Origin of the sequence: Gaetbulibacter aestuarii (genome assembly GCF_039537665.1) — a bacterium.
GTDB classification, from domain to species: Bacteria; Bacteroidota; Bacteroidia; order Flavobacteriales; family Flavobacteriaceae; genus Gaetbulibacter_A; species Gaetbulibacter_A aestuarii.
The window spans coordinates 313,842-334,426 of sequence record NZ_BAABAY010000001.1 but is presented as its reverse complement, the minus strand read 5'-3'; the positions used below and the strand labels follow the sequence as shown (position 1 = coordinate 334,426).

Genomic DNA, 20,585 nt, shown 5'->3' with positions numbered 1-20,585 from the left:
CAAAATCAGTAAAGATTAATGGCAAAAGAAGAATTAGAATGCTCATTTTGCGGTCGTAAAAAACCGGAAACAAACTTGTTAATTGCAGGTCTTGATGCACACATTTGTGATCGTTGTATCGAGCAGGCGCATGGTATTGTTATTGAAGAATCCAAGCAAAGCGACAGTAACGATTTGTCCGCTGAACTGAAATTGCGCAAACCGCTTCAAATCAAAGAATTTCTAGACGAATATATTATCGGGCAAAACGATACTAAAAAAGTAATGTCCGTAGCTGTTTATAACCACTATAAACGTTTATTACAAAAACCTTCCGGAGACGATATCGAAATCCAAAAGAGTAATATTATTATGGTGGGGCAAACCGGAACCGGTAAAACCTTGATCGCAAAAACAATCGCCAAGATGCTGAATGTGCCATTGGCTATAGTTGACGCCACAGTTTTAACAGAAGCCGGTTATGTTGGAGAAGATGTTGAAAGTATTTTAACCAGACTCCTACAGGCTGCCGATTACAATCTGGAAAAAGCTGAAAAAGGGATTGTTTTCATTGATGAGATCGATAAGATCGCGCGTAAAAGCGATAATCCATCCATTACTCGTGATGTGTCTGGTGAAGGTGTTCAACAGGCGCTATTAAAACTTTTAGAAGGAACCACAGTTAACGTTCCTCCAAAAGGAGGTCGTAAACATCCGGACCAAAAATTTATAGAAGTTAATACTGAAAACATCTTGTTTATCGCCGGTGGTGCTTTTGATGGTATCGATAGGGTGATCTCCAAACGTTTGAATATGCAGGCTGTGGGTTACAGTGCGTCCATGTCTGAAGATAGTGTAGATCATAGTAATTTATTGCAATACATCATTCCTAAGGATCTGAAGGATTTTGGATTAATTCCTGAGATCATTGGTCGTTTACCGGTGTTAACGCACATGAATCCTTTAGATTCCAAAACATTGAGATCCATCCTTACAGAACCAAAAAATGCCATCATTAAACAGTACAAAAAACTGTTCTTAATGGACGATATTGAATTTTCGATTACCGATGGTGCTTTGGATTTTATTGTAGAGAAAGCCATCGAATACAAATTAGGTGCCCGTGGATTGCGCTCACTTTGTGAAGAAATCTTAACGGATGCCATGTTCGATATGCCAAGTAGCGATGAGAAAAAACTCAATGTAACCAAGCCATATGCTGAAGATAAATTAACGAAGACCACCTTGAAAAAACTTAAGGCAGTGTCTTAAAATCAGAATATCATTAAAAAAAGAAAACCACCTGATTCAGGTGGTTTTTTTATTTTCTATGGATGATTTAATTAATAAGAGACATTATGAAAAATTCTTAACCATGTCTGAAATCGATTCAAAAATAGGTTGAAACAAGTTTCTACGCAATACAGTCAATTAATTATTAGATGATAAGACCAAATACTCGTTTAAAGCACTGTTACCAGTGTATTTAGTCGATTTAATTAATAATTTCTAAGCTTCAGGTTGATTTATCTTACACAAAAAAACGTTGGTTTTCGTCTTTCTCGATTACCCCCGATTAAGTTCCAATAGTTCCTCCAGATAGTTTCGAGAATTTGAGAGTCTCGGGATTTTATGCTGACCGCCTAATTTGTTATTTTGCTTCAGCCAATCGTAAAAAAGATTTTTTCGAGCCACGTGAATCTTGGGAAGTTTCAGTGTAATATTCGTATAACGTTTTGCTTCATAATCGGAATTTACATCTTTTAGGGCATTATCAAAACGCGCCGTGAAATCCTCCAGGTTTTGAGGTTCCGATTTAAACTCGATCAGCCATTCATGAGCGCCTTTTTCTTTGCCCTTCATAAATATAGGAGCAGCCGTATAATCTATCACCTCAACACCGGTTTGTTTACAAACTTGTTTCAAGGCCTCTTCAGCATTTTCAATAATAAGTTCTTCGCCAAACACATTGATGTGGTGTTTCGTACGCCCCGAAATCTTGATGCGATACGGACTCAAAGAAGTAAATCGTACAGTATCGCCAATCTTATACCGCCATAACCCGGCATTCGTCGTAATGATCACGGCGTAATTTTCATTTAATTGTACCTGGCTCAAGGGGATAGCATGTTCTTCAGGAGTATCGTAAACCGACATCGGGATGAATTCATAAAAAATACCATAATCTAACATCAATAAAAGCTCATTAGAATCGTTTTGATCTTGTATTGCAAAAAAGCCTTCGGAGGCATTATAGATCTCGTAATATTTGAAATCGCTCTTGGGTAATAATTTATGATATTGATTGATATAAGGGGTGAAGCTTACACCGCCGTGAAAATAAACTTCTAAATTAGGCCAAACCTCATGAATATGATTTTTTCCTGTGGTCTCTAAAACGTTATTTAATAATACCAACATCCACGATGGCACGCCAGCTAAACTTGTTACGTTTTCATGAATGGTCTCATCAACAATAGCCTGCATTTTATATTCCCAATCGCTCATCAATGAAACGCGATTACTTGGCGTACTGCTGAATTCCGCCCAAAACGGCATATTATCAATAAGGATGGCCGAAAGATCTCCTGAGATGGTGCCGTTCTCTTTGTATAATTTTTTACTACCTCCTAATCTTAAACTTTTTCCGGTAAATAATTTCGATTCCTCATTATTGTTAAAATACATGCAAAGCAAATCCTTACTTGCAGCATAATGGCAATCTTCCAAAGACTGCATACTTACGGGAATAAATTTACTTTTGGATCTGGTGGTGCCACTGGATTTGGCATACCATTTAATCGGCGTGGGCCAAAATATGTTTTGTTCACCATGTCGTGAGCGCTCTATAGCATCCTGCCAGCCATCATAATTCTTAATAGGAACGCGCTCAGCAAAAGTATTGTAACTGGAAATAGAGGCAAAGTCGTATTGTTTGCCAAATTCAGTACCCTTAGCAAAATCAAGGAGGTACATGAGTAGCTCATGTTGTACTTCATTGGGATATTTTAAAAACAATTCAATTTGATGAAATCGTTTTTTTAAAAACCATGAAGCCACCGAATTTACTATAGGTATTGGCATATTTGTTTTATCTTTAAGTTTTAAAAATAAGACTTTTTTTTATGAACTACCAAGGTGTTTTAACAAAAATGGAAAGTGAGTTTGCACAGCCAATTCAGTACTATTTAGTATTTGAAAATGATTTCATCAATATGAATCAATTGCTGGGAAAAACCATAAGTATTCGTTTTGAAAAATACCAGTGTTTGAATTGCGGATTGAACAAACCGATTTACCGACAAGGTTTTTGCCGGGACTGTTTTTTTGATATTCCGCAGGCAGCCGATTGGGTTATCAGGCCCGAACTCAGCAAGGCACATTTGGGAGAAGAAGATCGTGATCTGGAATATGAAAAAAAAGTGCAATTACAACCGCATATTGTGTATTTGGCAAATTCCAGTGACGTTAAGGTTGGAGTAACCCGCAAAAGTCAGGTACCTACGCGGTGGATCGATCAGGGAGCCCATGAAGCCATTGAAATTGTTGAAACCCCAAACCGCTATTTAGCCGGTATTACCGAGGTTGCCCTCAAGGACTTTGTGAGCGACAAGACCAATTGGCGCACCATGCTTAAAAATGATATTAAGGATGAAGATCTTGTGGCCTGGCGCGAACGATTAAAATCGAGTATTCCTGAAGAAGCTCAGGATTATTTTATTGAAAATAATTCGGAAATCAACCTGGAGTTTCCCGTGCTTCAATATCCTGTAAAACCAAAAAGTTTAAATTTGGTTAAAGCCCAAAGTTATACCGGAAAACTGGTGGGTATAAAGGGGCAGTATCTCATTTTTGAAGACGATACAGTTTTTAATATTCGAAGTAACGAAGGTCTGGTCGTTACTATTACCGTAGCATAAAAAAACCCGTCTTGAAGGCGACGGGTCTTAAATTTTTTTAAAGATGTTCTACCATTAAACGTCTTCTTGATCTCTCAAGTTTTGAATGTATTCGGCTTTTTGAATTTCGCGGCGACGCTTAACAGAAGGTTTGGTGAAAAACTGACCCTCTCTAAGGTTTTGCATCACTTTAATATTTCGATGTTTACGTTTGTAGCGTTTTAAAGCACGTTCAATACTTTCGCCATCTTTTACTATAATTTTTAGCATAATGTAGTTTTAATTTTTTTTCAGGGTTATCCTAAATAGGTTTTAAGTACTTTACTTTTCGAGGTGTGTCGTAATCGTCTGATACCTTTTTCTTTAATTTGGCGCACGCGTTCACGTGTTAAACCAAATTGATCTCCAATTTCTTGCAAACTCATCGGTTGTTTTTGACTAATACCGTAATAATGCTTGATTACCGCCGCTTCACGAGGCGATAAAGTGTCCAAAGCCCGGTTTACTTCAATGTTCAATGAAGATTCCATTAAACCATTATCCGGACGCGGTGATTCATTGGATTTAACAACATCGTACAAATTCGAAGTTTCACCTTCCTTCAACGGTGCATCCATAGATACATGGCGTCCCGAAACTTTTAAGGATTGTTTTACGTTACTTACGGATATGTCCAGACGTTTTGCAATTTCTTCCGGAACCGGCGGACGCTCATTTTCCTGTTCTAAACTGGAATAAGCCTTGTTAATTTTATTAATAGAACCAATCTTGTTTAGCGGTAAACGAACAATTCGTGCTTGTTCTGCTAAAGCTGATAAGATGGCCTGACGGATCCACCATACGGCATAAGAAATAAATTTGAAACCTCTAGTTTCATCAAAACGTTTGGCAGCCTTAACTAATCCGGCGTTACCTTCGTTTATTAGGTCGGGAAGTTTCAATCCCTGATTTTGGTATTGTTTTGCAACCGAAACAACAAATCGCAAGTTGGCGTTTACTAATTTGTCTAAAGCCTGCTGATCACCCTTCTTAATCCGTTGTGCTAATTCTACTTCTTCATCTGCTGTAATTAGCGGAATTTTACTGATGTCTTGAAGGTACTTGTCCAGCGATTTCGACTCTCTGTTAGTAACCTGCTTGGTTATTTTTAATTGCCTCATATGTTGTAGAAAATTTGTTTTACTACAACATAAACGAATTATTAAAAAAACCTAATTTTTGGTCTTATTTCTTTTCAAATACAACGAAAAATGGCAAATTTTAGCATTTTTTTATGATTTTTTAGCATTTTTTTGATAATACAGAAAATTTATTTTACGGTGTCTTGAGCCTTTTTCTTTTTCCCTAACAAGCCGCCTAGCACATTTTTAACCGTTTCTTTTGTCGTGGTCGTTGTTTTTGTAGAATCGGTTGTTGTCTCTTTGGAGCCCACAAGATCTCCTAAAACATTTTGTACCGATTTACTTTGCTCTTGTTTTAAAGAATCAGACTTGGTTTGATTGTTTCCAATAAGATTTCCAAGCATACCTTTAACTTTATCTTTTCCGGCATTCAGTGCTTTTTGTTTTTCAATTTCGATCAATTGTTTGGTAAGGTTTGATATGCCGCTAGATAAATCCGTTTTCACATCCGGATTACTAAAAGTACCTCCAATATGAGCTGTTACGGGAATGCTTAAATTGTTAGCTTCTTTGGTGTCGATCTTTCCTATCAGGCGGTTCACTTCACTTCCAAGATATTTCGCCGGTACATTAAATACGGCATTGTAATCCATCGTTTTGTCAAAACCGTGGGAGCCGGATACAGTAATACCAATATCTTCATAGTTAAACTCAAAGGGTTTTACCTGAACCTTGCCATCCGCAAAAGACACTTTTGTTTTTAAGTCTTTTAAATTGAGTTTATCAAAATCAATAAATCGCAAAGAACTTCCTAATTTACTTATTAGCGGACTCTCCGTACTACTGATCTTCGTCGCTAAAAGTTCCGCCAGGGCATTACCGGAAACGGTACTTAAATTTGGAGAAAAATCCTGAGTCAGATTTCCTGAAATATTCAGATCACTGTTTAATTTTCCTTGAAATAATCTGGCGATAGGAGCAATGTTTTGAAGGAGTTCTAAACCTTTAAATGATTTACCAAGATCAAAGGAATTTGCATTTAAATTCAATTTGAATGTTGGAGTTTCCTGTTGTGTAGATACTTCACCCGAAACGGTTAAGGCACCATCAAATATGCTGGATTTCAGATCTTTCAAAGTAGCCGTTTGGTCTTTGATGGTTAAGGTTCCTGAAACATCTTTTAAATTTAAATTATCGTAAACCACGGTTTCAGCCTGAGCATTGATCGTGCAATCTAAAAAGGCCGGAATTTTTAAATTTTCAGAACCTTTGTTTTCGGTTCCTGAAGCATTTTCATCCGACATAAAATCGTTTACTTTAATGAGCTTCGAAACCAGGTTGAAATTACCTTGAAGGGTATTATCACTCAGTAAGAAACCTGTCAAATTCTTAATGGTTCCTGTGGCATTAATGTCGCTCTCACCCGTTGTTGCATTGAAATTCTTCAAGGTTACCGTACCTGAATTGAATTGCACGTTCGCACTGGCTATTTTTACAGGATGTAACATGTCCGCAGAACTGTAATTAAAGTTCGTAATACTGGCCGTTCCACTATTTTTGATACGCTCGTAAGCATTGGTCTCGATGGCATTCATATCAAAAGCCGTATTCACATTGGCCTTTAAAATGCCACTGAGCTTTTCTTTCATAGCAATAGGGTACACCTGACTTATTTTTGCAAGATTCAGCACACCGTCAACATGAGCAGTTACCTGCATGTTATCCATCAGATTTTTTAGTGTGGCCGCGGAGCGGAAACTATCATCATCAATGTTAAAATTCAGCGCATTAATCGCCACATAAGTGTCCTCGGTTTTGCCGGTTGTATTTTTTATCTCAGTATCGATGGTAATATTGGTCACGCGTTTTGGTAGATCCGGATATTTAAATGAGGCATTGTCCGATTTAATGCTTATATCCAAAGTTGGGATCGTGGTATCGGTTACCAGCCCTTTGATCACACCTTTCACTTTAAAACTACCTGTGGTTTGCACATTTTCGATATTCTTGGAATAGGTTTCAGGAATGACAGCAAGGAAATTCTTAAAATCTGATTCCGGATTCTCAAAACTGATATCCACATCCTGGCCTTCATCTAACAATTGAACATAACCGTTAAATGCGATGGGTAATTGGTTGATAAAACCTTTATTTTCTTTAAAGGTGTATTTACTGTTCGGGATATCAAGCCCGATAAGCGCATCCAGTTTTACAGGATTACTGCTCAAATAATTGGTGCCTTCGATGCTTAAGCTGATATTGGCATCACTTTTTGTGTCGAGTTCAGAGGTATCAGCAGAAAAAATACCGTGGCCACTATGATTTAATTCTGTAATATCCAATTTGATCTGTGACCCTTCATCTTCATAGGTTACAGCACTTTTATTGATACTATAATCTTCCAAACTGAATTTTAGGGTTGAAGGTTCTTCGGACCTAACTGCTGAAGAATCAGTCTTTGTAATGTCGTAATTACTATTCCCGTATTTATCAGTTTTTAAAGTCAGCAAAGCCTCATCAATCGAAAATCTATCGATCACAAGCGGTTCTTTTTCCAGATCCTTAAAAAGTTCGCCTATCGACATGGTAAAACCAATAGTCTTAGCCGTAGCAAGGGTTTCACCTTCAAAAGGAGCTAAATTGTTAACCTTCAGATCGTAGATCGCAATATGAGCGTTTGGAAAATTCCGAATAAAACTCAGTCTCACATCACTAAAGGAAACCTTGGCATTGAGATTTTCATTTATGGTATTTTCAAGATAGCTGTTGATCTTGCCGCTAAAGGCAAATGGAAGAATAATAAGTAAGGCGAAAATAACAAGGAATACTACGCCTAAGATCTTTAAAAACTTTTTCATAACTCTGGTTTGGTATTACCGCTTACGCGGAAATTTTGGTCACTATTTTAATATACGAATAAAAACAGCGAACGGTTGAAATGGGTTAATCTTCTTTAAAATTGCTCAGGCTGAATATAAGCGATAATTCTCGCTTTTACAATAATTCCAGCTCTTCATTTACACCGATTTTGAAGCGGCGTTTGAAGAGATACACACCAAAATACAAGAAAGGAGTATCGCAAATGGCAACAATGAGCTTGAATAGGAAGCCGCTTATCAGTAAACCCTCAAAATTTTCCCAGGGGATGATGCCGAACAAGCAAAGTAAAAAGGTAATAGAGAAGGTATCGACGAACTGCGAGAACCAGGTAGAAAAGTTATTTCGGATCCACAAGTGCCTCCCCTTGGTTACGCGTTTCCAAAAGTGATAAATATGAATATCGATAAATTGTGCTAATAAATAGGTTACCATGCTGGCAAATACAGCCACAGCCGAATTTCCGAACACATGCTGGAACATATCATCATCTACATAACTCCAGGGTGTTGCAGGTACCGAAGCCGCTGTAAAAATGATAGCCAAAGAGAATATGGAGGCAAAAACACCTACCGTAACCACATCGTTGGCACGTTTTTTACCGTAGATCTCACTGATGAGGTCGGTGATCAAAAATGTGATCGGATAGGGTAGGATCCCAACAGAAATTTCAAAAAGCTTTGTCCCAAAAATTTCAATATCGAAAGGGTACCAATAAAAGAACTTTTGAAAAATAAGATTGGAAACTACAAGGGATGTGATAAACAGGGCGCCCAAAAGGAGATAAATACGTTGGGCAAGTAGCTTGTCTTTTTGTGTCATTTATAATTGTGAATAAATAGGTTCCGTAAATATAAAAGAATAAAATTTGTTTTAGTTATTTTGTGCTCGCTTATGGAAAAATCAGCAACATATTATCTCGCGCTTGGTAGCAATCTGGGCGATAAATTCAAAAATCTACAAATAGCTGTTGATGCGATCCATTTGAATATTGGTCAGATCAAACTGATCTCGAAAGTGTACAAATCGCCGCCTGTTGGATTTGAAAGCAAGGACGATTTTTTTAATTGTTGTTTGATCCTTGAAACCGAGCTTGCCCCGGTAAAGGTTTTAAAAGCCTTGCTTAAAATTGAAAAGCAATTAGGGCGTATGCGATCTTCAAAACCGGGATATCAGGATCGCAGTATCGATCTGGATATTATTTTGGTGGAAGATGAGGTTTTCCACACCAAAATACTGCAAATTCCGCATCCTGAGATGCAAAACCGTCGCTTTGTGTTGCAACCTTTGAATGATCTGGCGCCGAAACTGGAACATCCGGTGTTGCACAAGTCCATAAGTGAACTCCTTGAAACATGTAAAGATAAATCGGTTCTGGAACCCGTTAATATTTGGTTGAAGAATCCGAGTAAAGCACTAGATTTTTCAAAGTACAGTTATTTTGCTATCGAAGGCAATATCGGTGCGGGAAAAACCAGTTTGGCAACAAAGATCGCTCATGATTTTAACGCCAAATTGATTTTGGAGCGCTTCGCGGATAATCCCTTTTTGCCCAAGTTCTACGAGGATGCCAACCGTTATGCTTTTACTTTGGAAATGTCCTTTCTGGCAGATCGGTACCAGCAGATCTCAGACGATCTTTCACAACTCGATCTTTTCAAAGATTTTATAGTAAGTGATTATGATGTTTTCAAATCGCTGATTTTTTCAAAGATCACCCTTGCGGAAGATGAATTCAACTTATATCGAAAACTTTTCTATTTGATGTATAAGGAATTACGGAAACCTGATCTTTATGTTTATCTCTATCAAAATACAGAACGGCTTCAGGAGAACATCAAAAAACGTGGTCGCGATTACGAGCAAAATATCGCTAATGAGTATCTTGAAAAGATCAATGAAGGGTATTTGAACTTTTTAAAGACTCAGAAGGACTTTAATGTGAAGATCATCGATATTTCCGATCGGGACTTTATTCAAAACCGCAAAGATTATTTATGGATCCTTGGTGAGATTTGTAATACAGAAATACCGTCTGGAGATAACTAAACAACCGATTTCTTTACTAATAACAGGGAATACAACGCTTTACTTGATTTTTTTTGTATCTTTCTTAAGCTTCTTATTTGCTTTGAAATAATCGACTCCAAATGTTGGATTATTTGGGCGCATTCGATTTTCATAAAACTAAACTTTTCAAGCAACTCAGGTCCTGTTTATACTGCCTGATCGCGGTGATATTTGTGCTTTTTATGCTTCAAAAATTAAATATTATTGAGATCAAAACGCCGCTTCATCCTACCAAAACGGAAATAGTTGATATTTTTTTAAGGGATTACGATGTGCATAATCTGGAGGATTCCAAAGAGAATCAGGAGATCAAACTGGGTTATGAGATCTTCACGAATACCACCCAATATATCGGTCCGGGAAATGATGATCCCAACAAAACATATGCAGGTAATAATCTGGCCTGTACCAATTGTCATTTAGCAGCCGGAACCAAACCTTACGCCGGTCCATTAATTGGAGTGATCCAGAGATTTCCGCAGTATCGCGGTCGTGAGGATAAGATCGGAACGATCGAAGAACGTATCAACGGTTGTATGGAACGCAGTATGAACGGCAGGGTAATGCCTGAAACTGGTCCGGAAATGATGGCATTGAAACGTTATTTAAACTGGTTGGGACGTTATGCTCCGGACGATGGAAAAATAACAGGTCAGGGTTTTTTGAAGATCGCGATACCTGAACGTGCCGTAGATCTGGAAAAAGGCAAGGAGATATTCATCACAAATTGCGTGGTTTGTCACACGGCAGAAGGGAAAGGTATGAAAAAACCGAATGGTCCCGGGTATTTATATCCACCGCTTTGGGGCCCCGATTCATATAACAATGGTGCGGGAATGACCCGCGTGATCACTGCGGCACAGTTCATTAAAGGAAATATGCCTTTTGGTGTAAAATATACCAAGCCTACACTAACCGATGCCGAATCCTACGATGTGGCCGGTTATATCAACCAGCAACAACGTCCGGTGAAACCAAATCTAGAAAAGGATTTTCCTGACCTTAAGAAAAAACCGGTGTCTACACCATATCCGCCTTATGTGGATGATTTTCCGGTGGAACAACATCAATTAGGACCCTTTCAACCCATAATGGAATATTATAAAACGACTTTCAATATGGAAAAAACGAAATAATATATTGTAACATAGTTACCTGATTTTAAATGGGTTGGTTGAACCAACGCTTATTTTTACTAACTTTAGAATTCCCTCGGACTACCCTGCGCCGCCTCTCATAATAGTATCAACAAACAACAAACAAACAAATTATGAAAAACAACATCACTAACTCCCGCAGGGATTTTCTGGGAGCTTTGGCACTTGGAGCTGCGGCGAGTGGATTATCAGTATTTGGAAATCCACTCCATGCGAGTACTAATGTAGCAAACTTCGACAAAAACACCCTTGGTGATCCGGAAAAATGGTTTGAAAAAATCAAAGGAACACACCGTATTGTTTACGATGGTTCTACGCCGCACGACAGTTTTCCTATAATTTGGAACTGGGCATTTTATTTATCTAACAATCAGGCCGGCACACCTGATGAAGATATGACCGCCATGACCGTATTACGCCACAACGCCATTGCTTTTGCATTAAAAGACGCATTATGGGCAAAATATAAGTTAGGCGAATTCTTTAAGATCACTGATCTGACCACCGGAGAACCTGCTGTACGAAACATGGTCTATGAACCAGGCGATGGCGATTTCATCCTTCCGGGTATTGATGGTATCAAACGCTTACAGGAACGCGGCGCGATGTTCTGCGTGTGCAACCTGGCTCTGAACGTATACAGTGGTTTCCTGGCTAAGGGCATGAATATGGAAGCTGATGCGGTTTACAAAGAAATGGTAGACGGCGTATTACCGGGAGTGCAGATCGTACCTTCAGGCGTTTGGGCCTTAGGTAGAGCACAGGAACACGGATGTGGGTACATTTTTGCCGGAGGTTAATCTAAAAACAAAGAGCAATGAAACGATTTGTATTTTTATGTTTAACCTTTTTCTTGTCGCTGACACTATTGGCGCAGGATAAACCGGTTAAAATTGTATTTGATGTTACCAGTGGTGATCAGGATGTACACAGCACAGCGATCCGCCATGTGAAGGCCATGTCTGAGGCCTATCCTCAATCTCAGTTTGAGGTGGTGATGTACGGTGGCTCTGTGGATATGGCCCTGAAGGATAAATCCAGCGTAAAAGGCGCGGTGTGGGAACTGGCTAAAAAAGGAAATGTGACCTTCGTGGTTTGCGAAGGTACCTTGAAGCGGCACAATATCGACGCATCCGCATTGATCGATGGTGTAAAGACCGTTCCCGACGGTATCGTGGAGATCTATAATAAGCAACAGGAAGGCTGGGGCTATATTAAAGAGGTTAAGTAAAAAAAGAAAAAACTCCGGATATTCCGGAGTTTTTTATGATTTGTATTTTAAGTGAATATTATTTTGCTTTCTCTAATTTAGAGAACAGGTCCCATACCACCACACCACAACTCACTGAAATATTCAAAGAGTGTTTGGTGCCTAATTGCGGAATTTCCAGAACGGTATCACTGGCACTTACAACGTCTTGCTGAACGCCTTTCACTTCATTACCAAAAACAAGGGCGTATGTCCTGTTGATTTCAACTTGAAAATCGTCGAGCATGGTTGCTTTTTCAGCCTGTTCCACGGCGCAGACATGAACGTTTTCAGCTTTAAGTTTTTCAATCACATCCATGGTGTTTTCAGCATATTCCCAGGCTACGGTTTCGGTACTCCCCAAAGCCGTTTTATGAATATCCTTATGCGGTGGCGTGGCCGTAATGCCGCAGAGGTATATTTTTTTTATGAGGAAGGCATCGCAGGTACGAAACACCGAACCAATATTGTTCAGGCTCCGGATATTGTCTAAAACCACAATGATCGGGGTTTTTTCGGCCGCTTTAAAACCCTCAACACTCAGTCGGTCCAGTTCGCTATTCTTTAATTTTCGCATGGAAATATAATTGTTGACATCTTGTTTTAATTGTAGATAACTTCTAAATGATCAACTTCAAAAAACATGAAATTAATAGTACCTTGCCTGCTACAATTTTTTACAAAAGTAACATTTAAAACCGAGTTCACCAGTGGCTAAAAAATCTGCAAAAGAAACGCCTTTAATGAAACAGTACAACGCCATCAAGGCCAAGTATCCTGATGCCCTGTTGTTGTTTCGCGTGGGCGATTTTTACGAGACCTTTGGTGAAGATGCTGTAAAGGCGGCCGGTATTTTAGGTATTATTCTAACCAAACGTGGCGCAGGAAGCACCAGTGAAACGGAGTTGGCAGGTTTTCCGCACCATTCCCTGAACACCTATTTACCTAAACTGGTAAAAGCAGGGGAGCGCGTGGCTATTTGCGATCAGCTGGAAGATCCCAAGCAAACCAAAACCATTGTAAAGCGCGGCGTCACGGAACTCATTACACCGGGTGTGGCGCTCAATGATGAGGTACTTACCTCCAAATCCAATAACTTTCTGGCCTCGGTATATTTTGATAAAACTTATCTTGGCGTATCCTTTTTGGATATTTCCACTGGGGAATTCTTGACTGCCCAGGGAAACGCTGAATATATTGATAAACTCCTGCAGAATTTCAGTCCGAGTGAGGTCCTGGTGTCCAAACAAAAACGCACTGAATTCAACGAAACGTTTGGCAAGGAATTCCATACGTTTTACCTCGAAGACTGGGTGTATCAAACCGACTATGCCTACGAAACACTGATCAAACATTTCAATACTAAAACGCTAAAGGGCTTTGGTGTGGAAGATCTTTATGAAGGCATTATCGCTTCCGGATCTATTTTGCATTATCTGGGCGAAACCCAGCACCATCAGTTGCAGCACATCACATCGATTGCGCGTATTGCGGAAGATGATTATGTGTGGATGGACAAGTTCACCATGCGTAATCTGGAGTTATATCATTCGCCAAATATAAATGCGGTTACGCTTTTGGATGTGATCGATAAGACCATTTCGCCTATGGGCGGAAGACTCCTGAAACGCTGGCTGGCCTTACCGTTGAAGCGTTTGGAAAAAATAAAACAGCGTCATGAAGTGGTGCATTATCTGAGTCAGGAGGATGCGGTGCTCGGTAAAATTCAAAATCACATCAAACACATTGGTGATCTGGAGCGACTCATTTCTAAAACGGCAACCGGAAAAGTGAATCCGAAAGAAGTGATCCAGCTGAAAAATTCTTTGGAAGCCATTGTACCGATCAAGGCCCTGGCCACGCATTGCGCTAATGAATCCTTAAAAATAATCGGCGATCACCTTCAGAATTGTGATGTGCTTCGCGATAAAATAAAAGAAACCTTAAATGAGGATGCGCCGGTGAATGTGCTGAAAGGCCATACCATCGCGCCCGGTTTTTCTGAAGAGCTGGATGAGTTGCGCGGGCTGTCAAGAACGAGTAAAAATTACCTCGACGACATGCTGAAACGCGAAACCGAACGTACGGGCATCACCTCTTTAAAAATTGCCTCGAACAACGTGTTCGGTTATTATATTGAAGTGCGTAACACGCATAAAGATAAGGTGCCTGAAAGTTGGATTCGGAAACAAACCCTGGTAAGTGCCGAGCGTTACATCACCGAAGAACTCAAAGAATACGAAGCCAAAATTCTGGGTGCCGAAGAACGCATTCTGGCCATCGAGCAACAACTCTTTGCCGATCTGGTAAGCTGGATGCATCAGTACATTAAGGCCGTGCAACAAAATGCGGCGCTTATCGCCCAACTGGATTGTCTCTGTGGTTTTGCGCAACTGGCCAGGGATACTGATTATGTCTATCCAACGCTTGATGACTCCTTCGATCTTGAAATCAAAGACGGGCGTCATCCGGTGATCGAAAAGCAGTTGCCGCATGGCGAAGCCTACATAGCAAACGATGTGTTTTTAGATCGTACGTCACAGCAGATCATCATGATCACGGGGCCGAACATGTCCGGTAAATCGGCCATCCTTCGGCAAACGGCTTTGATCGTGTTATTGGCACAGATCGGGTGTTTTGTACCGGCGAAAGAAGCGCACATTGGCCTGGTGGATAAGATCTTTACCCGTGTTGGTGCCAGCGATAATATTTCGATGGGCGAGTCGACCTTTATGGTGGAAATGAATGAAACGGCCTCCATCCTGAACAACATTTCGGATCGTAGTTTGGTACTTTTGGATGAGATCGGGCGGGGCACCAGTACTTACGACGGGATCTCCATTGCCTGGGCGATCAGTGAATATTTGCATGAACACCCGGCAAAACCGAAAACTCTGTTCGCGACCCATTACCACGAACTGAACGAAATGACCGAAACTTTTGAGCGCATTAAGAACTTCAATGTGTCAGTAAAAGAATTAAAAGATAATGTGTTATTCCTGCGTAAACTGGTGGAAGGTGGCTCGGCGCACAGCTTCGGCATTCATGTAGCAAAAATGGCCGGGATGCCACAACAGGTATTGCATAAAGCCAATAAGATCCTGAAAAAACTGGAGCAGTCGCATTCCAGTGAAGAGCTTACCGATAAGATGAAAGCGGTACAGGACGAGATGCAACTCAGCTTCTTTAACCTCGACGATCCCTTGCTGGAGAACATCAAACAGGAGATCCTGCATACCGATATTGATACCCTGACACCGGTAGAAGCGCTGATGAAACTCAACGAGATAAAGCGCATGCTGGTAAAGAAAAAACAAGCCTGAAAATAAATCCATTTATTTTTATAAAAGGCTTTGGATTTCCTAGAAATATTTTAAATTTGCACCTGCCTAATTGAAAGTGACCTGCTGTGGCAGGTAAAACCGCAAAAATTAGGAGACGTTCAACAACAACAACTGCGAAAGTAGCTCAGGGGTAGAGCATCACCTTGCCAAGGTGAGGGTCGCGGGTTCAAATCCCGTCTTTCGCTCTGGAAAAAAACAGTACAAAAAATGTACGGATCACGTTTCAAAGTGTGAAGACTAGCGACCTAAGTCGCGCCTGCCTGCCGGTAGGTAGGGGTTCAAATCCCGTCTTTCGCTCTGGAAAGAAACAGTACAAAAAATGTACGGATCACGTTTCAAAGTGTGAAGACTAGCGACCTAAGTCGCGCCTGCCTGCCGGTAGGTAGGGGTTCAAATCCCGTCTTTCGCTCTGGAACTATTTAAAATATACCAATTAAGTTGCTGAAGTGGTGGAATTGGTAGACACGTTGGACTTAAAATCCAATGGCCATTATGGCCGTGCGGGTTCAAGTCCCGCCTTCAGTACAGATGAAAGAAAACCACGCCTTTTTTGGCGTGGTTTTCTTGTTTTAGAGATTTCTTCAAGTTTACTTGAAAGAAATCCAAAAACAATATAACCGCTTTTCAAAGCGGTTCTCTTTCTGACCATGACGCCTCGGGACTCGCCGCAGGCAATTCCCGCCTTCAAGAATTTAGCTATTTCATTTTGTCAATTAACGGCTGTATTTTTCTAATTCAACCAGTATTCTTACGATTAAGCTTAAAACTCCGGCTCAAGTACATAATTTTTCCACAAGACCATTTCCTGAAACTATAAATCACTTTGATTATAATACCGACTTTAAAGTGATTAAAGTAACTCAAAATGGTGCTATAAGGTGGCGATCCTATTATTGGGTTTATTTAACTGCTGCATTAAAAGGAAAATTTGTAGGTGTACAAGACCTGGGTAACGGTATTTGGAAAGTATATTTTAGAAATGTATTTTTAGGTTTCTTTAATGAAAGGGAGTTAAGAAATAAAAAATCTAATATAAGGTTAGAAACTAATTTAGTGTAAAGTCTAATCTTTAACTTGTGTAAAGGATGTCCCTTAACGAACAGCTGAAAAAATGACATTCTGGAGAACGGAAAATAAAATAGAACCGAAACAGAATTTCTACTCTGAAATTGAAAATTTCTATGTTGAACTATCTGACAACAGGATTCCAACTGACCTACTGAATGAAATAATTTCAATGGTAACTAACCAAATTTATGGGGATTACCAACGATTTTGGAAACAATATCCAAAATCAAGAAAAAGATACTCGAAATTAAGAATGGAGGACATTGAGCATCCATTCATCCATTATTTAATAACAGACTTTTTAGAACGAAAGCGAACACCTAAATCAGAACAGTTTCAAAAGATTCTGTTTAAAATGAATGACGCTCAATTTGAAAAGTATTTAGAGCAAAAGCGTGGGTACGAAACGAAATAAAAAAACTAAGCACAACAACACCTATACGCAATGCCCTTCGGGACACTGCGCATAGCCAAACCGTTGTGCTTCATTATAACCAACCAATGACCAAATATGAAATTATTTAGAAAAATTAGAAGAGGTTTACTTTTAAAAGGAAAATTTGGAAACTATTTGAAATATGCCATGGGTGAAATTATACTTGTAGTAATTGGGATTTTAATTGCTTTATCAATTAACAATTGGAATGAGCAAAGAAAAGAAAATAATAAAAGACAAGATTATTACCATCAATTATTGGATGATTTAAACAGAGATTTAAAATTTACTAATTCTATTATCAATGAGTTTGAAAATTACAATCAAAATTATTTAAATAATCTTGAAAACTATGCTGACAAGAACGTTACTCTTGACAAACTCTATGATATTTTGATTAAACTAAAAATTACTTCATCCGCATTAACCTTTAATTCTAGTACAATGGAATCTTTACTAAATAGTGGAGATATTGGATTAATTGACCCTGTTTTGAGAAACAAGTTAATTGATTTGAAACGATTACAAGAGTTAACAATAAAAAGATTTGATTTTACAAATGAGGGAAAGAATCAAATTGTGCAAAATGCATCATTAATTATGGGTTCACCTCAAATGCAAGAAAAACTGAAAGAACAAAGTCAGCTACAATCTTTAAAAATGAAAAATAATATGAGTAAACTAATATTGGCACTCGAAGCAACTCATAGATGGAAATACCTTTCTCAAATAGAAGCAGTTGACCGGCTTAAATTAATGCAAACTGAATTAAGCGATATAATTAAAATTATTAATAAGAAAGTTAAGAAATAACGAAACCACAACATTGGCTATAAATAATTGCTTGTCCTCGCCCCGCTCTGCGAAGTCTGTGACTTCGAAGCCATCAATTAAAAAAATATAAGAACACAAAATTACCAAAGCACTTTCATAGAAAATAACAATGATTATTAAATGCGAAGTTTCAAACTTCGCATAGCAAAATAACGGTTTAACTGATAAAACGAAAGTATAAATATAAAACAAAGGTCGTTGCTAAACCGAACATTTAGGGCTAAAAATCTCCAAACTGTTCATAGCCGAGCCGCTAACATCTAAAACCAAAACAAAATGAAAAAAATAGCACTGATATTATTTATTATAACATCTTTTTCAAATGCTCAGATTACTGCAAATCCTTTTGAACAAGGAATTATAACATTTAGAGATAACAGTACAAAAAATGGAGAAGTAAAAATTTTAGATGACAAAAGAACCATCCGGTTTAGAAATAAAGAACAAAACGAAAAAAACGAATATGATCACGTAAAAGTTAAAGAACTGGAAATAACAAAAGACGGTGAACAAATACTATATAAATATAAAATTATTGCTGGTGAAAAACCGAAATTAATGAGAGTAATTAATGAAAATTCAGGAAAAATGAATTTATATGCAATTGACTATTATAAAAATTGGGGATCAATAGTTTCTCTTACTAATTTTTATTGTCACTATTACATTAACAAAGGAAACAGTAACATCGTATCAAAACTAGGTTCCAGTGAAATTATATTTGGATCTAAGCACTTCAAAAAAATGGTTAAAAAAAGTTTTAAAGATTGCCCTTTGCTTCTTGAAAAAATTAATAATGGAGAATTTAAAAGAACATCTGGTATTGAAGACATTATTGATTATTACAATGAAAATTGTGGGAGCTAATACCATACTCCGATAACCGAAGTAATAAACTTCGGTTTATTATTATCGTATTTACCATATAATAGAATTAAAATCCCAACCATGAAATCCAAGCTTTTCATTTCCCTTTTCTTATTAGGCCTTCTTGGTCATACCCAAAACCCCATCACCATTGGTAAAACTGCAACCTTTCATTCAAATATTTTAAATGAGGATCGCCCGCTGGACATTCGCCCCGCTCTGCGAAGTCTGTGACTTCGTAGCCATGTATTTAAAGAAATAAAATTGAAAAAATCCTGCTTTCATAAGTTTGTAACTTCGAAGTTATCTACTTGTCAGTTATTTTTTACTATTTTAGTCACTAAATCAACCATGAACTAAATAATGCATATTAAACGACTCTTTATTTCCCTTGTAATTCTTTTTACAAGCCTAAGCTTTTCTCAATCCAATAGAATAAAAATTAAAACCAATGCTCAGGAGCCCGTCAATTATCTGAAAATGGATGACTTCTATCTCAAGCAATACCTATATATCGATCTGTTCTTAAGAGAGGGCCTTCTCGCGGATGCCTCGAAAGAAGAGGTGTCTTCGGTTTTAACGGCCATAAAAAAATATGTGTCTCCAGAAACTCCGTTAAGTGTTGAAATTGAAAAGCCTGGTAAACAGAATTATTTGATAAGAATAGTCGATTTTCAAAAAGACGGAGACGAACTATTAGTGGCTTTTACAAATTGGAGCGTTAAAAAGCAAGCTTTTGAAAAAGATATAAAAATGGAGAACGATTGTTATACGCGTTGGTATTTTCTGAATGGTGATAAAATGACCTATAGAAAGGACATGTCTACCGAAAATGATTATGCCGGAATGAGTCAAATAGATTTGGCCAATGCTTATTTGTATGATGAACTTACGGAAAACGATGATCAAATAAAACCGACCATAGAAGCTGCTTTGAATGATGAAAATGTTACGTTGCCAGATATGGCTATGGGACATATCCTAATGTTAATGTATCATATGTTTCAAAAGGATCAGGAAAGTGTTAATAAGGACGTTGCTACCTTAAATGATCTGTTTGATACCCATTCATCCGAATCGAGTTTAAGAGGATTAAAGGGAGCATTTGAAGTTACTAAGTTTCAAATGGATTTGATGAAATAAATACATTAATCAAAAAATGAAAATTATCCCTTACCAAAAACTAGAATTCAGAACCAGCCTGTCTGAAACTGAACTGGAACAGCAATTAAGCGAAAACATCATGCCTAAAAGAGGCATCCAATTGGGGTTTTCAAAGAAAGCAGATGATAAAATTTTTGAAGGAACTTTTTCCTATGAACAATTCAATATTCAGCGTGTTATTTATTATAAAAACTCATTTTTACCTCAGGTACAAGGGAGTTATCGGAACTTTAATTCAGGAACGACAATTTCAGTTGTATTGAAAATGCATGATTTTGTTAGCATTTTTATGATCATTTGGCTAAGTCTTGTTTCTGTTGCGTTCATTTTTACACTTTACGGTGTCATGGTTCAGGAGACGACTCCGATTGCTGTGATCTTTCCTTTGGTGATGTTAGCATTTGGTTTTAGTTTACCTCATTTGGCCTTCCAACATGAAAAGAAAAAAACCATTTCAGCTTTGGAAAAAATGTTAAATGCTTCGCCAAAATAATAACTGCCTTATTTGTAATCCCTTTTA

The 20,585-nt window shown here is 38.3% G+C and carries 20 protein-coding genes and 2 tRNA genes; 16 read left to right on the top strand and 6 right to left on the bottom strand.

Annotated elements, in window-relative coordinates:
• Positions 1 to 18 precede the first annotated feature (18 nt).
• Positions 19 to 1,251, top strand: a complete 1,233-nt coding sequence (clpX, locus tag ABD682_RS01385) for an ATP-dependent Clp protease ATP-binding subunit ClpX (protein ID WP_344738201.1) — start codon at positions 19 to 21, stop codon at positions 1,249 to 1,251.
• 294 nt (positions 1,252 to 1,545) lie between these two features.
• Here the strand turns inward: clpX and ABD682_RS01380 are convergent, their stop codons facing one another.
• Positions 1,546 to 3,063 carry a GH3 auxin-responsive promoter family protein gene (locus ABD682_RS01380; RefSeq protein ID WP_344738199.1) on the bottom strand — a complete coding sequence of 506 codons (1,518 nt, stop codon included), beginning with the start codon at positions 3,061 to 3,063 and terminating at the stop codon, positions 1,546 to 1,548.
• 41 nt (positions 3,064 to 3,104) lie between these two features.
• Here ABD682_RS01380 and ABD682_RS01375 point away from each other — a divergent pair, with 41 nt between their 5' ends.
• Positions 3,105 to 3,899: a DUF2797 domain-containing protein gene (locus ABD682_RS01375; protein WP_344738197.1), complete on the top strand. Its 795-nt coding sequence runs from the start codon at positions 3,105 to 3,107 to the stop codon at positions 3,897 to 3,899.
• Between the two features lie 54 nt (positions 3,900 to 3,953).
• Here the strand turns inward: ABD682_RS01375 and rpsU are convergent, their stop codons facing one another.
• From rpsU to ABD682_RS01355, 4 genes are all read right to left on the bottom strand, one after another.
• Entirely contained in the window at positions 3,954 to 4,148 is a 195-nt protein-coding gene (gene rpsU / locus ABD682_RS01370) for a 30S ribosomal protein S21 (protein WP_344738195.1), read from the bottom strand.
• Positions 4,149 to 4,174: 26 nt separating this feature from the next.
• Positions 4,175 to 5,038 (bottom strand): sigma-70 family RNA polymerase sigma factor, encoded by an 864-nt coding sequence (locus ABD682_RS01365; protein WP_344738193.1) that lies wholly within the window; start codon positions 5,036 to 5,038, stop codon positions 4,175 to 4,177.
• A gap of 149 nt (positions 5,039 to 5,187) precedes the next feature.
• Complete coding sequence (locus ABD682_RS01360) at positions 5,188 to 7,857, bottom strand: AsmA-like C-terminal region-containing protein (protein ID WP_344738190.1); 2,670 nt, start codon at positions 7,855 to 7,857, stop codon at positions 5,188 to 5,190.
• Positions 7,858 to 7,993: 136 nt separating this feature from the next.
• A complete protein-coding gene (locus tag ABD682_RS01355; protein ID WP_344738188.1) occupies positions 7,994 to 8,698 on the bottom strand; it encodes a queuosine precursor transporter in 705 nt (234 codons plus the stop codon).
• A 72-nt stretch (positions 8,699 to 8,770) separates the two neighbouring features.
• Between ABD682_RS01355 and folK the strand changes: the two genes are divergently transcribed.
• The 4 genes from folK (at position 8,771) to ABD682_RS01335 (ending at position 12,334) form a co-directional block, all read left to right on the top strand.
• Positions 8,771 to 9,925, top strand: coding sequence for a 2-amino-4-hydroxy-6-hydroxymethyldihydropteridine diphosphokinase (gene folK / locus ABD682_RS01350; RefSeq protein ID WP_344738186.1), 1,155 nt, complete (start codon positions 8,771 to 8,773; stop codon positions 9,923 to 9,925).
• 203 nt (positions 9,926 to 10,128) lie between these two features.
• The gene (locus ABD682_RS01345; protein WP_344738184.1) at positions 10,129 to 11,082 is read left to right on the top strand and encodes a c-type cytochrome; all 954 of its coding nucleotides are present in this window, start codon (positions 10,129 to 10,131) and stop codon (positions 11,080 to 11,082) included.
• Positions 11,083 to 11,216: 134 nt separating this feature from the next.
• Positions 11,217 to 11,903, top strand: a complete 687-nt coding sequence (locus tag ABD682_RS01340) for a twin-arginine translocation signal domain-containing protein (protein ID WP_344738182.1) — start codon at positions 11,217 to 11,219, stop codon at positions 11,901 to 11,903.
• A 17-nt stretch (positions 11,904 to 11,920) separates the two neighbouring features.
• Positions 11,921 to 12,334, top strand: coding sequence for a DsrE family protein (locus ABD682_RS01335; protein ID WP_344738180.1), 414 nt, complete (start codon positions 11,921 to 11,923; stop codon positions 12,332 to 12,334).
• A gap of 58 nt (positions 12,335 to 12,392) precedes the next feature.
• Here ABD682_RS01335 and ABD682_RS01330 read toward each other — a convergent pair whose 3' ends face one another.
• Positions 12,393 to 12,929: an RNA methyltransferase gene (locus tag ABD682_RS01330; RefSeq protein WP_344738178.1), complete on the bottom strand. Its 537-nt coding sequence runs from the start codon at positions 12,927 to 12,929 to the stop codon at positions 12,393 to 12,395.
• A gap of 133 nt (positions 12,930 to 13,062) precedes the next feature.
• Here ABD682_RS01330 and mutS point away from each other — a divergent pair, with 133 nt between their 5' ends.
• The 10 genes from mutS (at position 13,063) to ABD682_RS01280 (ending at position 20,558) form a co-directional block, all read left to right on the top strand.
• Positions 13,063 to 15,675: a DNA mismatch repair protein MutS gene (gene mutS / locus ABD682_RS01325; protein WP_344738176.1), complete on the top strand. Its 2,613-nt coding sequence runs from the start codon at positions 13,063 to 13,065 to the stop codon at positions 15,673 to 15,675.
• Positions 15,676 to 15,809: 134 nt separating this feature from the next.
• A tRNA-Gly gene (locus ABD682_RS01320) sits at positions 15,810 to 15,881 on the top strand.
• A 255-nt stretch (positions 15,882 to 16,136) separates the two neighbouring features.
• Positions 16,137 to 16,221 (top strand) — tRNA-Leu (locus ABD682_RS01315).
• A 321-nt stretch (positions 16,222 to 16,542) separates the two neighbouring features.
• Positions 16,543 to 16,755, top strand: a complete 213-nt coding sequence (locus tag ABD682_RS01310; RefSeq protein ID WP_344738174.1) for a hypothetical protein — start codon at positions 16,543 to 16,545, stop codon at positions 16,753 to 16,755.
• Positions 16,756 to 16,807: 52 nt separating this feature from the next.
• Positions 16,808 to 17,179, top strand: a complete 372-nt coding sequence (locus ABD682_RS01305; protein WP_344738172.1) for a hypothetical protein — start codon at positions 16,808 to 16,810, stop codon at positions 17,177 to 17,179.
• Between the two features lie 96 nt (positions 17,180 to 17,275).
• Positions 17,276 to 18,013 carry a DUF6090 family protein gene (locus tag ABD682_RS01300; protein ID WP_344738170.1) on the top strand — a complete coding sequence of 246 codons (738 nt, stop codon included), beginning with the start codon at positions 17,276 to 17,278 and terminating at the stop codon, positions 18,011 to 18,013.
• A gap of 297 nt (positions 18,014 to 18,310) precedes the next feature.
• On the top strand, positions 18,311 to 18,901 hold the full coding sequence (locus tag ABD682_RS01295; protein WP_344738168.1) for a hypothetical protein: 591 nt from the start codon (positions 18,311 to 18,313) through the stop codon (positions 18,899 to 18,901).
• 81 nt (positions 18,902 to 18,982) lie between these two features.
• Positions 18,983 to 19,135 (top strand): hypothetical protein, encoded by a 153-nt coding sequence (locus ABD682_RS01290; protein ID WP_344738166.1) that lies wholly within the window; start codon positions 18,983 to 18,985, stop codon positions 19,133 to 19,135.
• Positions 19,136 to 19,381: 246 nt separating this feature from the next.
• Entirely contained in the window at positions 19,382 to 20,044 is a 663-nt protein-coding gene (locus ABD682_RS01285; RefSeq protein WP_344738164.1) for a hypothetical protein, read from the top strand.
• Positions 20,045 to 20,060: 16 nt separating this feature from the next.
• Positions 20,061 to 20,558, top strand: a complete 498-nt coding sequence (locus tag ABD682_RS01280; RefSeq protein WP_344738162.1) for a hypothetical protein — start codon at positions 20,061 to 20,063, stop codon at positions 20,556 to 20,558.
• Positions 20,559 to 20,585: the final 27 nt, after the last annotated feature.

Excerpts from the sequence above, each read along its gene's own strand:
- ABD682_RS01340 (WP_344738182.1), top strand. The coding sequence starts at position 11,217 with ATGAAAAACAACATCACTAACTCCCGCAGGGATTTTCTGGGAGCTTTG.
- clpX (WP_344738201.1), top strand. The coding sequence starts at position 19 with ATGGCAAAAGAAGAATTAGAATGCTCATTTTGCGGTCGTAAAAAACCG.
- ABD682_RS01365 (WP_344738193.1), bottom strand. The coding sequence starts at position 5,038 with ATGAGGCAATTAAAAATAACCAAGCAGGTTACTAACAGAGAGTCGAAA.
- ABD682_RS01290 (WP_344738166.1), top strand. The coding sequence starts at position 18,983 with ATGAAATCCAAGCTTTTCATTTCCCTTTTCTTATTAGGCCTTCTTGGT.
- ABD682_RS01305 (WP_344738172.1), top strand. The coding sequence starts at position 16,808 with ATGACATTCTGGAGAACGGAAAATAAAATAGAACCGAAACAGAATTTC.
- ABD682_RS01295 (WP_344738168.1), top strand. The coding sequence starts at position 18,311 with ATGAAAAAAATAGCACTGATATTATTTATTATAACATCTTTTTCAAAT.
- ABD682_RS01355 (WP_344738188.1), bottom strand. The coding sequence starts at position 8,698 with ATGACACAAAAAGACAAGCTACTTGCCCAACGTATTTATCTCCTTTTG.
- ABD682_RS01345 (WP_344738184.1), top strand. The coding sequence starts at position 10,129 with ATGCTTCAAAAATTAAATATTATTGAGATCAAAACGCCGCTTCATCCT.
- ABD682_RS01285 (WP_344738164.1), top strand. The coding sequence starts at position 19,382 with ATGGATGACTTCTATCTCAAGCAATACCTATATATCGATCTGTTCTTA.
- ABD682_RS01335 (WP_344738180.1), top strand. The coding sequence starts at position 11,921 with ATGAAACGATTTGTATTTTTATGTTTAACCTTTTTCTTGTCGCTGACA.
- ABD682_RS01380 (WP_344738199.1), bottom strand. The coding sequence starts at position 3,063 with ATGCCAATACCTATAGTAAATTCGGTGGCTTCATGGTTTTTAAAAAAA.
- ABD682_RS01330 (WP_344738178.1), bottom strand. The coding sequence starts at position 12,929 with ATGCGAAAATTAAAGAATAGCGAACTGGACCGACTGAGTGTTGAGGGT.
- ABD682_RS01375 (WP_344738197.1), top strand. The coding sequence starts at position 3,105 with ATGAACTACCAAGGTGTTTTAACAAAAATGGAAAGTGAGTTTGCACAG.
- ABD682_RS01280 (WP_344738162.1), top strand. The coding sequence starts at position 20,061 with ATGAAAATTATCCCTTACCAAAAACTAGAATTCAGAACCAGCCTGTCT.
- folK (WP_344738186.1), top strand. The coding sequence starts at position 8,771 with ATGGAAAAATCAGCAACATATTATCTCGCGCTTGGTAGCAATCTGGGC.
- rpsU (WP_344738195.1), bottom strand. The coding sequence starts at position 4,148 with ATGCTAAAAATTATAGTAAAAGATGGCGAAAGTATTGAACGTGCTTTA.
- ABD682_RS01300 (WP_344738170.1), top strand. The coding sequence starts at position 17,276 with ATGAAATTATTTAGAAAAATTAGAAGAGGTTTACTTTTAAAAGGAAAA.
- ABD682_RS01360 (WP_344738190.1), bottom strand. The coding sequence starts at position 7,857 with ATGAAAAAGTTTTTAAAGATCTTAGGCGTAGTATTCCTTGTTATTTTC.